The 15,641-nt window shown below is 75.9% G+C and carries 12 protein-coding genes; 3 read left to right on the forward strand and 9 right to left on the reverse strand.

The genetic code is table 11. The features are described 5' to 3' along the window. Window positions 1-123: 123 nt before the first annotated feature. From GA0070606_RS08510 to GA0070606_RS08545, 8 genes are all read right to left on the reverse strand, one after another. Entirely contained in the window at window positions 124-1,698 is a 1,575-nt protein-coding gene (locus GA0070606_RS08510; protein WP_091096574.1) for a M28 family metallopeptidase, read from the reverse strand. Window positions 1,699-1,954: 256 nt separating this feature from the next. Beyond that, on the reverse strand, window positions 1,955-2,287 hold the full coding sequence (mnhG, locus tag GA0070606_RS08515; RefSeq protein ID WP_091096576.1) for a monovalent cation/H(+) antiporter subunit G: 333 nt from the start codon (window positions 2,285-2,287) through the stop codon (window positions 1,955-1,957). Then, window positions 2,287-2,556, reverse strand: a complete 270-nt coding sequence (locus GA0070606_RS08520) for an MrpF/PhaF family protein (protein ID WP_091096578.1) — start codon at window positions 2,554-2,556, stop codon at window positions 2,287-2,289. Before GA0070606_RS08520 ends, mnhG begins: the two co-directional genes overlap by 1 nt. Continuing rightward, window positions 2,553-3,137, reverse strand: coding sequence for a Na+/H+ antiporter subunit E (locus GA0070606_RS08525; protein ID WP_091096580.1), 585 nt, complete (start codon window positions 3,135-3,137; stop codon window positions 2,553-2,555). The genes GA0070606_RS08520 and GA0070606_RS08525 overlap by 4 nt, the downstream gene beginning before the upstream one ends. Next, on the reverse strand, window positions 3,134-4,639 hold the full coding sequence (locus tag GA0070606_RS08530; protein WP_091096582.1) for a Na+/H+ antiporter subunit D: 1,506 nt from the start codon (window positions 4,637-4,639) through the stop codon (window positions 3,134-3,136). Before GA0070606_RS08530 ends, GA0070606_RS08525 begins: the two co-directional genes overlap by 4 nt. A gap of 25 nt (window positions 4,640-4,664) precedes the next feature. Further along, window positions 4,665-5,144, reverse strand: coding sequence for a Na(+)/H(+) antiporter subunit C (locus GA0070606_RS08535; RefSeq protein WP_245724616.1), 480 nt, complete (start codon window positions 5,142-5,144; stop codon window positions 4,665-4,667). Further along, window positions 5,141-7,975 carry a Na+/H+ antiporter subunit A gene (locus tag GA0070606_RS08540; protein WP_091107482.1) on the reverse strand — a complete coding sequence of 945 codons (2,835 nt, stop codon included), beginning with the start codon at window positions 7,973-7,975 and terminating at the stop codon, window positions 5,141-5,143. The genes GA0070606_RS08535 and GA0070606_RS08540 overlap by 4 nt, the downstream gene beginning before the upstream one ends. A gap of 189 nt (window positions 7,976-8,164) precedes the next feature. Beyond that, a complete protein-coding gene (locus GA0070606_RS08545; RefSeq protein ID WP_091096584.1) occupies window positions 8,165-8,551 on the reverse strand; it encodes a hypothetical protein in 387 nt (128 codons plus the stop codon). Between the two features lie 169 nt (window positions 8,552-8,720). Between GA0070606_RS08545 and GA0070606_RS08550 the strand changes: the two genes are divergently transcribed. Then, on the forward strand, window positions 8,721-13,343 hold the full coding sequence (locus GA0070606_RS08550; RefSeq protein ID WP_091096586.1) for an ATP-dependent helicase: 4,623 nt from the start codon (window positions 8,721-8,723) through the stop codon (window positions 13,341-13,343). Window positions 13,344-13,556: 213 nt separating this feature from the next. Here GA0070606_RS08550 and GA0070606_RS08555 read toward each other — a convergent pair whose 3' ends face one another. Then, window positions 13,557-14,141: a hypothetical protein gene (locus GA0070606_RS08555; RefSeq protein WP_091096588.1), complete on the reverse strand. Its 585-nt coding sequence runs from the start codon at window positions 14,139-14,141 to the stop codon at window positions 13,557-13,559. A gap of 156 nt (window positions 14,142-14,297) precedes the next feature. On the opposite strand from GA0070606_RS08555, the gene GA0070606_RS08560 reads away from it, so the two are divergent. Further along, window positions 14,298-14,795 (forward strand): GNAT family N-acetyltransferase, encoded by a 498-nt coding sequence (locus GA0070606_RS08560; RefSeq protein WP_091096590.1) that lies wholly within the window; start codon window positions 14,298-14,300, stop codon window positions 14,793-14,795. Between the two features lie 10 nt (window positions 14,796-14,805). After that, complete coding sequence (locus GA0070606_RS08565; RefSeq protein WP_091096592.1) at window positions 14,806-15,612, forward strand: SAM hydrolase/SAM-dependent halogenase family protein; 807 nt, start codon at window positions 14,806-14,808, stop codon at window positions 15,610-15,612. Window positions 15,613-15,641: the final 29 nt, after the last annotated feature.

The raw sequence follows: 15,641 nt of genomic DNA on the forward strand, positions 1-15,641 counted from the left end.
CCCTCCTGGGCAGAAGAGTCGATCATGCAGCCATTTTATCCGCGCCGGCTGTATGCCCGCTGAGGGTGCGCCGAAGGCCCCCTGTCGTCCGGTTCACCGGCCTGGACAGGGGGCCGCGCCGGCTCAGCTCTGGGTGATCTTCACGTCGTCCACGGCCGCCTCGACGAGGCTGGCCCCGCTCGCGTCGGCGGCGTCGACCACGATCCGTACGGTCTGCCCGCGCAGGGCGGAGACGTCGACGGCGGTGTTCTGCCATGCCGCCGCCCGGTTGCTGGCCGCGCCGGTCGCGTTCAGCGCCGTGACGGTGCTGGTCCCGACCACCCGCACGCGCAGGTAGTCGGCGCTGCTGGCGTTGTTCAGGTGCGCCAGGTACCAGGAGAGGGAGAGGTTGAGCGTGCCGGTCGACGGCAGCGTGATCGCCGGCGACTGGATGGTGCTCACCCCGCCGTCGAGGTCGTACGCGCCGGCGCCGCTGCCGGCGAGCGGCCCGGTGACCAGGTCGTAGCTGCCGCTGACCGTCGTACCGAGCTGGGTGGTCACGCCCGAGCTGCTGGTGGCCGCGGGATCGCCGCGTTCCCACCGGCCGACGGTGGCGGTGTCGGTGCCGGCCGGGTTGGCGGTCCACCCCGTCGCCGTCTCGAAGTTGTCGCTCCACACCGTGGTGCCCGGCGGGGTGCCGGTGCCGGCGAGCGCCCACACCGTGTACGCGATCGCGTCGGCGTTGCGGTCCAGCGCCGTGTCGTTGATGTTGGTGATGGTGTCGCAGGAGCGGTGGTAGCACGGGTCGAACGCCTGGCCGGCCGTGCCGCCCCAGAGCGAGGCGTGGGTGCTGGACTTGATGCCCTCGGCGCCGGTGAAGGTGCCGCCGGCCGGGATGCCGACGCTGATGAAGGGCCCGTAGTCGCTGCGGCCGTCGAAGTCGGTGCCCCGGGTCGGCACGCCGATCGAGGTGAAGTACGTCTGGATGGTCTGCTCGATCTGGGCTGAGCCGACGGGGCCGGGCCCGGAGCCGACGCCGTCGGAGTTGTCGCCGTCGTAGACGAAGTAGCCGGCGTTGGGCGAGCCGACCATGTCGAAGTTGAGGTACTGCTTGATCTTGCTGCGCTCGGTCGACGGCAGGTTGTTCACGTAGTACTGCGAGCCCCGCAGCCCCAGTTCCTCCGCGCCCCACCAGGCGAAGCGCAGGTGCTTGGTGGGGGTGAAGCCGCTGCGCGCCACGGCGAGCGCGGTCTCCAGGATCGCGGCCGAGCCGGAGCCGTTGTCGTTGATGCCGGGGCCGGAGGAGACGCTGTCCAGGTGCGCCCCGGTCATCACCACCTGGTTGGTGTCCCCGCCCGGCCAGTCGGCGATCAGGTTGTAGCCGGTGGCGCCGTTGTAGGTGAACGACTGCACCACGGTGCTGAACCCGGCCGCGTCGAGCTGCCCCTTCACGTAGTTGACCGAGGCGAGGTAACCGGGACGGCCGTGCGCCCGGTTGCCGCCGTTGGCGGTGGCGATCGACTGGAACTGGGACAGGTGGGCCTTCACGTTGGCCAACGGGACGTCCGGCGCCGCGGCGTTCGCCGCCGGTGCGGCGGCGGGGGCGGCGACCCGGACGGTGGCGGTGGGCGCGGCGGTCGCCGAGGAGGCGGTCACGACCGTCGCCGCCGCCACGGCCAGCGCGGCCAGCCAGGCGGATCGGGGGGTGGGGGTTCTCATGGGTCCTCCGGGTGGGGTGGGTCCGGCTCCGCCGGGTGGGCGGTCGCCGAGGGACGGCCATTGATCGATGACCATCACTGGCGAAAGAGTGCAGCGAAGTGGACCCGCCGGCAATACGCAAGACTCAGATTCGCCGCATTCCCCGAATTGGGACGCCCGCCCGGGCCGCGCCGCCCGAACGGCCGGCCCTGCTCAGTGGTCGACCTGCGCAGCAGTCGGCCTGCTCGGCTGTCGAGCTGCGCAATGGTCGACCTGCTCAGCGGTCGGCGAGCTCGTCGGCGTCGAGCAGCTCCGGATCCACCCGGCCGGCACGGTAGGCGGCCCGACCGATCATCTGCGCCGCCACCGGCGCGGTGGCCAGCTGGAAGATCCCGACCAGGGCCAGCATGCCCAGGTCGGCCGGGTTACGCAGGCGCAGCGCCACGCCGACCAGCAGGAGCAGCACCCCGAGCACCTGCGGCTTGGTGGCCGCGTGCATCCGGTCCAGCGTCGTCGGGAAGCGCAGCACCCCGACCCCGGCGGCGAGGCTCAGCAGCGCGCCGGCCACCAGGCAGCCGGCGCCGACCCAGTCCGCGACCGTGCCGAGCATCACGCCTCCTCGTCCTCGCGGGCGGCGAAGCGGACCAGCGCCACCGAGCCGACGAAACCGAGCAGGGAGAGCACCACCAGCACCGGCAGGGTCGTGGCGTGCCGGTTGACCGCCGCCTCGGCGCCGACCGCGCCGACCATGGTGGCGAGCAGCATGTCGGCGGCGACCACGCGGTCGATCAGGGACGGCCCCCGGTAGAGCCGGATCAGCGCCAGCAGGGCGGTCACCGAGAACAGGCCGGTGAGGACGACGGCGAGGAAGGCGGTCACGATCCGGGTCCCCTCTCGACGGGATCGGCCTCCACCCGGCGCAGCTCCGCCGCGGAGCCGATCACCCGCACGATCCGCCGCTCGACGGCGAGGATCCGCTCCCGGCTGCCGGTCAGGTCCTGCGGGCCGTGGACGTCGAGCACGTGCACGTAGAGGATCCCGGCGTCCCGGTCCGCCTCGACGATCAGCGTGCCCGGCACGAGCGAGACCGCCTCGGCGGTGAGCGCCAGGTTGAGGTCGGTACGCACCCGCAGGGGGACCGCGATGATCGCGCCGCGCGGCAGGTAGCCCGGCTGCACGGCGATCCGGGCGACGTGCGCGCTGGCGCTGACCAGTTCCCCGACGAACCGCGCCAGGAAGACCAGCAGCGCCCAGGGCCGCAGCCGTCCGCCGAAGCTGACCGGCGGCAGCGGGAAGAACAGCAGCACCGCCCCGGCCACCAGCATCCCCCCGGCCAGGTTGCCCCAGGAGAAGTCGCCCCAGAGCAGGTTCCACACCAGCACCAGCCAGCCGAGGGCGATCACCTGGTCGCGCCACCGCGCCACCCGACCGGGCGGCGACGCGGCCGGTTCCGGGCTCACGGCGCGCCGCCGGGCAGCACGGAGCGGATGTAGGGGGTGCGGGCACGCAGGTCGACGGCCGCGTCGGCGGTGACGTCGAAGAGCGGCCCGGCGACGACGGTCAGCGCCAGCCCGAGCGCCACCAGCGCGACCGTCGCGCCGACCATCAGCCCGGGCAGCCGCACCACCGGCTCGGCGGTGGCCAGTCGCGGGGCGCGCCAGAAGGCGATGTTCCACACCCGGGACGCCACGTAGAGGGTGAGCAGGCTGGTCGCCGTCCCCGCCGCGACCAGCGCGCCGGGCAGCGGGCCTCCGGCCGCCACCCCGGCCTGGAGCAGGCCGAGCTTGCCGAGGAACCCGGAGAACGGCGGCACGCCCGCGAGGTTCATGGCCGGCACGAAGAAGAGGACCCCGAGCAGGGGCGCCACCCGGGCCAGCCCGCCGAGCCGACGCAGGTCGGTGCTGCCGGACCGCTCCTCGACCAGCCCGGCGACCAGGAACAGCGTGGTCTGGATGGTGATGTGGTGCACCACGTAGAAGATCGCGCCGGAGAGCCCGGCCACGGTGCTCAGCGCCACCCCGAAGATCATGTAACCGATGTGGCTGACCAGGGTGAACGAGAAGAGCCGCTTCATGTCGGACTGGGCCACCGCGCCGAGGATGCCCACCACCATGGTCAGCCCTGCCACCACCATCAGCAGCCCGGCGACCTGCCCGTCGGGGAAGAGCAGTGTCTCGGTCCGGATGATCGCGTAGACGCCGACCTTGGTGAGCAGGCCGGCGAAGACCGCCGTGACCGGGGCCGGCGCGGTCGGGTAGCTGTCCGGCAGCCAGGCGGAGAGCGGGAAGACCGCCGCCTTGATGCCGAAGGCGAGCAGCAGCGTCAGCTCCAGAGCCAGCCGTACGCCGTCCGGCAGCGCGTCCAGCCGGTGCGCGAGCTGGGCCATGTTGAGCGTGCCGGTGGCCGCGTACACCAGGCCCGTCGCGGTGAGGAATAGCATCGAGGACAGGAGGCTGACCACCACGTACGTCGAGCCGGTGCGGATCCGCGTCTCGGTGCCGCCGAGGGTGATCAGGACGAAGCTCGCGGCCAGCAGGATCTCGAAGCCGACGAAGAGGTTGAACAGGTCGCCGGCGAGGAACGCGTTCGTCACGCCGGCGGTCAGCACCAGGTAGGTCGGGTGGTAGATGGTCACCGGGACGGTCTCGCCGAAGTCCCCCTGGCCCTGGCCGACGGAGTAGAGCAGCACGCAGAGGGTCACCGCCGAGGAGACCACCAGCATCAACGCGGCCAACTGGTCGGCGACCAGCACGATGCCCACCGGCGCCGGCCAGCCGCCGACCTGCACCACCACGGGCCCGTGCCGGTACGCCTGCACCAGCAGCAGCACCGCGATCACCACCGTGGCGGCCAGGCAGGTCACGCTGACGGTGCGCTGCAGGTGGGGCCACCGGGCCAGCAGCAGGGTCAACGCCGCGCCCAGCAGCGGCACCACCACCGGCAGCGGCACGAGCGCGCTCACCGGGCGGCCCGTTCGGCGTACCCGGTCATCCGGGACCGTCCCCGGGCCGGAGCCGGCGCGGCAGCTGGGGGTCGACCTGTTCGGGGTCGGCGTCCGCGCCCTCGCCGCCGAGGTCGGCGGTGGCCGGCTCGTTGCGCTCGGCCGCCCGCCTGACCTGCCGGTCCTCGATGTCGTCGGGCACCTCGTCGTCGCCGGTCAGGTACCAGCTGCGATAGCTCACCGCCAGCAGGAACGCGGTCAGCCCGAAGGTGATCACGATGGCGGTGAGGATCATGGCCTGCGGCAGCGCGTCGCTGAGCCGGCCGGCGGGCGCGACCCCGACCACCGGCGCGGCGCCCGCCCGCCCACCCATCAGGATGAGGGCGTTGACCCCGTTGCCGAGCAGGATGACGCCGAGCAGGATCCGGGTCAGGCTGCGCTCCAGCAGCAGCACGACCCCGCAGCCGAAGAGCACCCCGACGGCGACGACCAGGACCAGGGTCGGCCCCTCCACGCCCGGCCTCACGTCCGCCTCCCCTTCCGGTCGACGCGCAGCCCGCCGCCGGAGCCGCCGGCCGCCTCGATGTGCCGGTCCACCTCGGCGCCGAGACTGCGCAGGATGTCCAGCACCAGCCCGACCACGACGAGATAGACCCCGACGTCGAAGAAGAGAGAGGTGACCAGGTAGAACTCGCCGATCAGCGGCAGCCACAGGTCGACCCGGGCGCTCTCCAGCACGGACCCGCCCGCGAGCAGCGCGATCGCGCCGGTGCCGACCGAGACGAGGAGGCCGGCGCCGAGCACCGTGCCCGCGCCGACCGGCGCGGCCTCGGCCAACTCGTCCCGGCCGCCGGCCAGGTAGCGCACGACCAGCGCCAGGCCCGCCACCAGGCCGCCGGCGAAGCCCCCGCCCGGCGCGTTGTGGCCGGAGAAGAGCAGGAACAGGGAGAACACCACCACGGTGTGGAAGATCAGCCGGGTGACCACCTCCAGCACGATGGAGCGGCGCCGCTCGTGCAGGGTCACGCCGCCGCGCAGCCAGACCGGGCGGCCCGGCCGGTGCGGCCGGGCCGACGGCAACGGCCGGCGCGGGCGCGGCTCGGTCCGCGACCGCTGGAAGACCAGGCTGGCCACGCCGGTCGCGGCCACCACCAGCACCGCCAGCTCCCCCATCGTGTCCCACGCGCGGATGTCGACCAGGGTCACGTTGACCACGTTGCGGCCGTACCCCTGGGTGACCGCCAGGTCCGGGAACGCCTCGGAGATGGTGGGCGCCCGGCGGGCCGCCGCCGCGGTCAGCGCCAGCCCGGCCGCCACCACGCCGGCCGCCACGCCGATCGCCCGGCGCACCCAGCGGCGGCGGCGCGGGCGCGCCGAGAAGCGCTCGGGCAGCCGGCGCAGCACCAGCACGAACACCGCGATGGTGGCGGTCTCGACGAGGAACTGGGTCAGCGCCAGGTCCGGCGCGCCGTAGAGGACGAAGAGCATCGCGCTGCCGTAGCCGGTCATCCCCACCAGCAGCATCGCCGTCAGCCGCCGGCGGGCGCCCACCGCGAGCACCGCCGCCACGGCGATCACCGCCACCACCACGACCTGCAGCGGGTTGTCCCACGCGTCGATCCGGTCCCGCCAGGGCCGGGTGGCCAGCATCGCCCCGCCGGGCAGCACCGTGAGGGTGAGCAGGATGACCCCGAGATACTGGGGCAGGGAACCGCGCTGGGTGACGCTGGTGACCTCGATGGCCAGCCGGTCGAACCGGCTGATCACCCACTCGTATCCCTGGTTGCCGCTGACCGGGACGTGCAGCCGGGCCAGCACCGGGGCGAGCGGGCCGCGCAGCGCGAACAGCGCCCCGCCGCCGGCCACGGCGAGGGCGGAGAGGCCCAGCGCGGGGGTGAGGCCGTGCCACAGCGCCAGGTGCCCGCCGACCGTGCCGAAGAGTTCGGCGTACGGGCTGAACAGGTCGTCGAGGAGCCCGGCGGCCGGGCCGGCGACCAGCCCGAGGACGGCGAGCAGGGCCGGCGGGACGAGCATCGGCGCGGCGATCCGGCCCACGCCGGTCGGCTCCACCCCCGGCCGGGTGGCGAACGCGCCCCAGACGAACCGGGCGCTGTAGGCGACGGTGAGCGCGGTGCCGGCCACCAGCCCGGCGAGCACCCAGGGCCGGTCGGTGAAGGCGGCCAGCACGGCCTCCTTGGCGACGAAACCGACCAGCGGCGGCAGGCCGGCCATCGACGCGGCGGCGAGCACCGCGACGGTCGCGAGCAGCGGCGCCCGCCGGCCCAGGCCGGACAGTTCCCGCAGGTCGCGGGTGTCGGCGCCGTGGTCGACGATGCCGACGACGAGGAACAGCGCCGCCTTGAACAGGGCGTGGGCCAGCAGCATGGCCGCGCCGGCCAGGGCGGCGTCCGGGGTGCCCGCGCCGACGACCACCGCGAGCAGGCCGAGCTGGCTGACCGTGCCGTACGCCAGCAGCAGCTTCAGGTCGGTCTGACGCAGCGCCGCCCAACCGCCGGCGAGCATGGTCGCGAGGCCGGCGACCACCACCACCGGCCGCCACGGGCCGACCGCCGCCAGCACCGGGGCGAGCAGCCCGATCAGGTACACGCCGGCCTTCACCATCGCCGCGGCGTGCAGGTACGCGCTCACCGGCGTGGGGGCCGCCATCGCGACCGGCAGCCAGGAGCTGAACGGCAGCACCGCCGACTTGGACAGCGCCCCGGCGAGGATCAGCAGCACCGCCGTGACCAGGTACGCCCCGCCCGGCAGCGGGCCGGCGGCGATCTCGGACCACCGGTAGCCGCCGGCGTGGTCGCCGAGCATGATGAACCCGACCAGCATGGCGAGCCCGCCGAGGGTGGTCACGGTCAACGCCTGGGCGGCCGCCCAGCGGCTGGCGCGCCGCTCCGTGCTGTGCCCGATCAGCAGGTACGAGAAGATCGTGGTCAGCTCCCAGCAGACGTAGAGCAGCAGCAGGTCGTCGGCGAGGACCAGGCCGAGCATCGCCCCCGCGAAGGCCACCAGGACGGCCGCGAAGCGGGCCAGCCCGGCCGACCCGGGGGCGAAGTAGCGGGCGCTGTAGACGAGCACCAGCGCGCCGACGCCGCCGACCAGCAGGGTCATCAGCCAGGACAGGGTGGTCAGCCGCAGCGCCAGGTCGAGCCCGAGCTGCCGGATCCACGGGTACGTCTCGACCACCGCCCCGCCGTCGCGGACGGCGGGCGTGCGGGCCAGCGCCCAGCCGGCGGCAGCGGCCGGCGCCAGCGCGAGCGGGTAGCAGGCGCGCGGACCCCACCACCGCACCAGCAGCGGCGCCACGAGGGCCGCCACGAGGTGGAGGATCAGCAGTACGAGCACCCGCACTCCCGGTCGAGGTGGCAGCGGCGCGCGCCGGAACGGGCCGGCGCCTAGCTGCGATCAGACGCCAGATGACCGCCCGGCGGGCCGTTTTGCGGGAATTCGTCCGTTCACCGGCCGACCCGATCTCGCGGTGCGGCGCGGTCAGCCGACGGCGACGTCGGCGGCGGGCACAGCGGTCGGGCGCGGTCAGCCGACGCCGACGTCGGCGGTAGGGACGGCGGGCTCCCGGGCGGGGCGCTCCCGGCGGGCCTCCACCAGCAGGTCGGGGCGGCCGAGCTGGAGCACGACCTTGTTGACCACCCGCTGGGCGGCGGCGAGGGACCGCACCGAAAGCAACCGGCCACGGCTCTCCCGGCGCAGCACGAAGTAGTGCACCGCGGCGCGGACCTGGCCCCGGTCGGCGGCGCTGGACTGGGCGGTGGAGACGACCAGCTCGCGCAGCACGGCCGCGAGCCGCTCGGCCAGCTCCAGCTCCGCGCCGGCCAGGCCGGCGCGGACGGCGGCGAGATGGCTGTCGACCTTGCGGATGAGCACGTCGGTGCCGGGCTCGAAGCTCCGCTGCTCGACGGTCATCCGATCCCTCCACCCCGGCCGACTCCGAGTGAAGTTACTTTATGTTGCGCGCCGCAAGCAAGCAGTTAAGTAAGACTTAACGCATTCAACGGCACAACCATCGCGTATGGACCAGGACCGGACACAGTAAGCGTCCGCCAGCGGCCGGATGTCACACCGTCGGGGCAGGATGGATGGCGTGACGGATGCGATGGCGGGTTTCGGCGCGGCCACCCGGGAGTGGTTCACCGCCGCCTTCGCCGCGCCCACCGCTGCCCAGGTCGGCGCCTGGAAGTCGGTCGCCGCCGGCCGCAACGCGCTGGTGGTGGCGCCGACCGGCTCCGGCAAGACCCTGGCGGCCTTCCTCTGGTCGCTCGACCGGCTGGCCCGCGAGCCCGCCCCCGCCGACCGCCGGCACCGCTGCCGCGTGCTATACGTCAGCCCGCTCAAGGCGCTCGCGGTCGACGTCGAGCGCAACCTGCGCGCCCCGCTCGCCGGGATCCGGCAGGCCGCCAGCCGGCTCGGCATCGCCCCGCCGGAGATCACGGTGGGGATGCGCACGGGCGACACCCCGGCCGACGAGCGGCGCGCGTTCGCCCGCACCCCGCCCGACATCCTCATCACCACGCCCGAGTCGCTGTTCCTGCTGCTCACCTCCGCCGCCCGCGACTCCCTGCGCGGCGTCGAGACGGTGATCGTCGACGAGGTGCACGCGGTGGCCGGCACCAAGCGCGGGGCCCACCTCGCGCTCTCCCTCGAGCGCCTCGACGAGCTGCTGCCCGCCCCCGCCCAGCGGATCGGCCTGTCCGCCACGGTCCGGCCGGTCGACGCGTGCGCCCGCTTCCTCGGCGGCGCCCGGCCCGTCGACGTCGTGGCGCCGCCCACGGCCAAGACGATCGAGGTCAGCGTCCAGGTCCCGGTGGAGGACATGACCCGCCTCGACGAGCAGGAGCCGCCGGAGGACGATCTCGGCGGGCTCGGGCCGCGCCGGGCGTCGATCTGGCCGGCGGTGGAGGAGCGGGTCCTCGCCCTGATCCGCGCGCACCGCTCGACCATCGTCTTCACCAACTCGCGCCGCTCGGCCGAGCGGCTCTGCGCCCGGCTCAACGAGCTGGCCGCCGAGGAGCCGACCGGCCCTGGCGGGAACGACGCGCCGGCCCGGGGCGCCGCCGAGCCGGGTGGCCCCGGTCCCGCCGCCGGGGCACCGGGAGGTCCCGGCCCGGTGCGGCGGACGCCGGCGGAGATGATGGCCCAGGCGGGCGGGGCGGCCGGCGCGCCGCCGGTGATCGCCCGCGCTCACCACGGCAGCGTGTCGCGGGAGGAACGCAGGCACATCGAGGAGGCGCTCAAGTCCGGCCAGTTGCCCGCCGTGGTGGCCACCTCCAGCCTGGAGCTGGGCATCGACATGGGCGCGGTAGACCTGGTGGTGCAGATCGAGGCGCCGCCCAGCGTGGCGGCCGGGCTGCAGCGGGTGGGCCGGGCCGGGCACCAGGTCGGCGCGGTCTCGCGGGGTGTGGTCTTCCCGAAGCACCGGGGCGACCTGCTCTCCTGCACGGTGGTGGCCGAGCGGATGGGCGGCGGCGCCATCGAGGAGCTGCACTACCCGCGCAACCCGCTCGACGTGCTGGCCCAGCAGGTCGTCGCCATGGTCGCGCTGGAGCCGTGGCAGGTCGGCGACCTGGCCGCCGTGGTCCGCCGGGCGGCGCCCTTCGCGGAGCTGCCCGACTCGGCGCTGCACGCCGTGCTCGACATGCTCTCCGGCCGCTACCCGTCCACCGCCTTCGCCGAGTTGCGGCCCCGGCTGGTCTGGGACCGCGCCACCGACACCCTCACCGGACGGCCCGGCGCCCAGCGCCTCGCGGTGACCAGCGGCGGCACCATCCCCGACCGAGGGCTCTTCGGCGTCTTCCTGGCCGGCGCCGAACGGGCCGCCCGGGTCGGCGAGCTGGACGAGGAGATGGTCTACGAGTCGCGGGTCGGCGACGTGTTCCTGCTCGGCTCGTCCTCCTGGCGGATCGAGGAGATCACGCCCGACCGGGTGCTGGTCTCCCCCGCCCCGGGGCAGGCGGCGAAGATGCCGTTCTGGAAGGGCGACCAGCTCGGCCGCCCCGTCGAGCTGGGTCGCGCCATCGGCGCACGGGTGCGGGCCCTGCTGCGGCAGGACGACGAGGCCGCGGTCGCCGCGCTGCGGGCCGGTGGGCTCGACGACTGGGCCGCCGGCAACCTGATGGCCTACCTGCGCGAGCAGCGCGCCGCCACCCGGTCCCTGCCCGACGACCGCACGGTGGTGGTCGAGCGCTTCCGCGACGAGCTGGGCGACTGGCGGCTGGCCGTGCACAGCGTGCTCGGCGCCCGGGTCAACGGGCCCTGGGCGCTGGCGATCGGGCGCCGGCTCGCCGAGCGCTACGGGGTGGACGCCCAGGTGATGCCCTCCGACGACGGGATCGTCGTCCGCCTGCCGGACACCGCCGACGAGCCGCCGGGCGCCGACGTGGTGGTCTTCGAGCCGGAGGAGGTCGCCCAACTCGTCGAGGAGTCCGTCGGCACCTCCGCGCTCTTCGCGTCCCGGTTCCGGGAGTGCGCCGCCCGGTCGCTGCTGCTGCCCCGCCGCGACCCGCGCCGCCGCCAGCCGCTGTGGCAGCAGCGCCAGCGAGCCGCCCAGCTGCTCGACGTCGCCCGCGAGTACGCGGACTTCCCGGTCACCCTGGAGGCCGCCCGGGAGTGCCTCCAGGACGTCTTCGACCAGCCGGCGCTGGCCGAGCTGATGCGCGACCTGGCCGCCCGCAGGGTGCGCCTGGTCGAGGTCGAGACGGCCCAGCCGTCGCCGTTCGCCCGGTCGCTGCTGTTCGGCTACGTCGGTGCCTTCCTCTACGAGGGCGACGCCCCGCTGGCCGAGCGTCGGGCCGCCGCGCTCGCGCTGGACTCGGCCCTGCTCGGCGAGCTGCTCGGCCGCGTCGACCTGCGGGAGCTGCTCGACCCGGCGGTGCTGGCCGAGACCGGGCGGCAGCTGCGCTGGCTGACCGAGCAGCGCCGCCCGCGCGACGCGGAGGACGTGGTCGAGCTGCTGCGCGTGGTCGGCGACCTCTCCGAGGCCGAGCTGGCCGAGCGGGGCGCGCCCGTGCGGTGGTTGACCGAGCTGGCGGCCGCCCGCCGGGTGCTGCGGGTGCGCATCGCCGGCGAGGAGCGCTGGGTCGGCGTCGAGGACGCGGCCCGGCTGCGCGACGCCCTCGGCGTGGCCATGCCGGTCGGGGTCGCCGAGGCCCACCTCGCGCCGGTCGCCGACCCGCTCGGCGACCTCGTCGCCCGCTACGCGCGTACGCACGGCCCGTTCGCGGCCGCCAGCTGCGCCGCCCGCTTCGGGCTCGGGGTGGCGGTGGTCGAGCAGGCGCTGCGCCGGCTCGCCGCCTCCGGGCGCATCGTCTCCGGCGAGTTCACCCCCGACACGGCCGGCACCCAGTGGTGCGACGCCGAGGTGCTGCGTCTGCTGCGCCGCCGGTCCCTCGCCGCCCTGCGCCGGGAGATCGAGCCGGTGCCGCCCCGCGCGCTGGCCGCGTTCCTGCCCCGCTGGCAGCAGGTCGGCTCGTCGGCGCGCGGGGTGGAGGCGCTGGCCGCCGCCGTCGAGCAGTTGCAGGGGGCGGCGGTGCCGGCGTCGGCCCTGGAACGCCTCGTGCTGCCCGGCCGGGTCGCCGACTATTCTCCCGCCCAGCTCGACGAGCTGTGCGCCAGCGGCGAGGTGGTGTGGGCCGGCTCCGGGGCGATCTCCGGCGGGGACGGCTGGGTCACCCTCGCGTACGCGGACGTGGCTCCGCTGCTGCTGCCCCCGCCCGACGAGGCACTCGCCCGCACCCCGCTGCACGACGCGGTGCTCGACGCCCTCGGCGACGGGCAGGCGCTGTTCTTCCGGTCGCTGTCCGACCGGGTGGGCTCGACCGACGACGCCGCGCTGACCGCCGCCCTCTGGGACCTGGTCTGGGCCGGTCACCTGACCAACGACACGCTGGCCCCGCTGCGGGCGGTGCTCGGGGGCGGCGGGGCGCACCGGTCCCGCCCGGCCGCCCCGCGCACCCGCTACCGCCGGCCCGGGCGGGTGGCCCTGCCGACCCGCGGCGGCCCGCCGACCGTCGCCGGCCGCTGGTCCCGCCTGCCGGAGCGCGACACCGACCCGACGCGCCGCGCCGCGGCCCTGGCCGACGTGCTGCTCGAACGGCACGGCGTGGTGACCCGGGGGGCGGTCGTGGCCGAGCAGGTGGCCGGCGGCTTCGCCGCGGTCTATCCGGTGCTCTCCGCGCTGGAGGAGCGCGGCGCCGCCCGCCGGGGCTACTTCGTCGAAGGGCTGGGCGCGGCGCAGTTCGCGGTGCCGGGCGCGGTGGACCGGATCCGGGCGCTGGCGGAGCCGGCCGACGGCGGCCGGGGTCGCGGCGGGCCCACCCTGGTGCTCGCCGCGACCGACCCGGCCAACCCGTACGGCGCGGCGCTGCCCTGGCCGGAACGGGTGGTCGACTCCGGCGACGGGGCGGCCCCCGCGACCGGGCACCGGGCGGGGCGCAAGGCCGGCGCCCTGGTGGTGCTGGTCGCCGGCGACCTGGTGCTCTACGTCGAGCGCGGCGGGCGGACCATCCTCTCCTTCACCGACGACACCGACACGCTGGCGGCGGCCGGCAAGGCGCTCGCCGACGCGGTCCACTCCGGGGCGCTGGGGGCCATGTCGGTGGAGCGGGCCGACGGCGAGGCGGTGGGCGCCTCGCCGCTGCGCGACGCGCTCACCGCGGCCGGTTTCCGGGCCACCCCACGCGGCCTGCGCCTGCGCGGCTGACCGCTGCCGCGCGAGCCCCACGAACGGGTGACCGGACGGAGTGCCGGCCGCCGCCGACGGCGGGCCCGGCGCCGCCCGCGACCCGGTGGCCGATGCGGGAAGGACCGCGACCGATCGGTGGCCGACCCGGCGTCCCGGGCCAGGCGTGCCCCTCGGGGGTCGGCCGGCGAAAAGGCCGCAGCAACCGGCCGGGACCCGCCTGTGCTCCCGCCGTCAGCGCAGGCCGGTGAGGACCTTCTCGTACCTGGCCCGGTCCGCCGCCGGGGTCCTGGCCTCCAGGTAGTTGAGCACCACGGCGCCGTGCCGGAAGGACTGGCCGCCCCAGGTCTCCGCGACGTCGCTGGCGCTCGAGGGGTCGGGGAAGACGTAGACGGTGACGGCGTCGGTGGCGATCAGCTCGGAGCAGCCCAGGCCGAGCCCGTCCGGCCCGCAGTCGACGGACCGGTCGCGCGGGTTCGGCACCTTCAGCCCCGCGGCCCGGAACGCGTCGACGACCTGCCGGGCGCCCGGCGTACCGGTCGGCCGGACGGGCAGTTGGACCGGCGGCGGGCTGGCGGGTCGGCGCTCGGGGGCACTCGGCCCGGCCGGGCCCGTCGGCGGGGCGGCGGGCGTCGTGGCCGTCGACGGCGCACCGGTGCCGCCCGGGGCGCCGCCGGGGACCGACGCCGGGGCCGCCGGCGACGCCGAGGCGGCCGGTGTCGCGGCGCGCGGGGACTCCGCCGCGTCGTCGCCGCAGGCGGCGGTGAGGGCGGCGGCGATCACGAGAACCGCGACGGCGGACAGGTTCCGGTTGGTCACCCCTGGCAGTCTGCCCAACCCGGTCCCGTACCGGCCAGTGGCCGGTCGGCCACCGCGCTGTCCCATATCCGGCAGCGCCCGGCGACCCGGAGTCGCGGATGCCGGCGCGCCGCCGCGCCGGTACGATCCCGACCCGGTCGACGAGGGGAGCCGACGATGACCGGGGTGGCCGTCCGCCCGGCCCGGGCCGGGGACCGCGCGGCGGTCGACGCGCTGCACGACCGCGAGTGGGGCGGCCCGTACGTCGTCGCCCACGACACCCGCCACGACCTGCGTACGCTGCCCACGCTGGTGGCGGTCGACGGCGCCGGCGCGGTGGTCGGCGCGCTGGCCCACCACGGCGACGGCGACGGGCTGGAGGTGGTCAGCCTGGTCGCGGCGACGCCCGGCGCAGGCGTCGGCACCGCGCTGCTGGCGGCCGCCGCCGACGTGGCCCGGACCGAGGGGCGGGCCCGGATGTGGCTCGTCACGACCAACGACAACCTGCGGGCGCTGCGGTTCTACCAGCGGCGCGGGCTGCGGCTGGCGCGGGTGGACCGCGGCGCGGTGGACCGGGCCCGCCGGCTGAAGCCGACCATCCCCGTCGTCGGCGAGGACGGCATCCCCCTGCACGACGAGCTGATCCTCGAACTGCGGCTCACCGCCGGCGGCTAACCTGCCGGGCATGGACCGCACCCCCTGGATCTCGTTCACCACCGACTACGGTCTCGTCGACGGCTTCGTGGCCGCCTGCCACGGGGTGATCGCCCGGCTGGCGCCGGCCGCCCGGGTGATCGACGTGACCCACCTGGTCCCGCCGGCCGACGTGCGCCGGGGCGCGGCGGTGCTGGCGCAGACCGTGCCCCACCTGCCCGAGGGCGTCCACGTGGCGGTGGTCGACCCCGGTGTCGGCACCGCCCGCCGGGGCGTCGCGCTGGCCGCGCCGCGCGGGCTGCTGGTGGGGCCGGACAACGGGCTGCTCGTCGACGCCGCCGAGGCGCTCGGCGGGGTGACCGCGGCCGTCGAACTGACCGCCCCGGAGTGGCTCGCGCCCGAGGTGTCCGGCACGTTCCACGGCCGGGACGTCTTCGCACCGGTGGCCGCGCGGCTCGCGCTCGGCGCGCCGCTGTCCGACGCCGGCCCGGCGGTGGCCCCGGAGAGCCTCGTCCGGCTGCCGGCGCCGGTGGTCCGGCCGGAGCCGGCCGGGTTCACCGCCGAGGTGCTGACCGTGGACCACTTCGGCAACGTGCAACTGGCCGCGCCGGCCCGCCTGCTGGCGCCGCTGCCGGCCCTGGTGCGGGTGCGGCCGGAGCCCGGGCCGGGAGCCGGCCGCGAGGCCGTGCACGGCCGCACCTTCGGCGACGCCCCGGCGGGCGGGCTGGTGGTGCACGCCGACTCCGCCGGCCGGGTCGCCGTGGCGGTCAACGGCGGCCGGGCGGTCGACCTGCTCTCGGTGACGCCGGGCGACCTGCTGCGGGTCGCGACCGGCTGACCGCCGGGCCACAGCGGCCCGACCCGGCG

Source organism: Micromonospora citrea, assembly GCF_900090315.1.
GTDB lineage: Bacteria > Actinomycetota > Actinomycetes > Mycobacteriales > Micromonosporaceae > Micromonospora > Micromonospora citrea.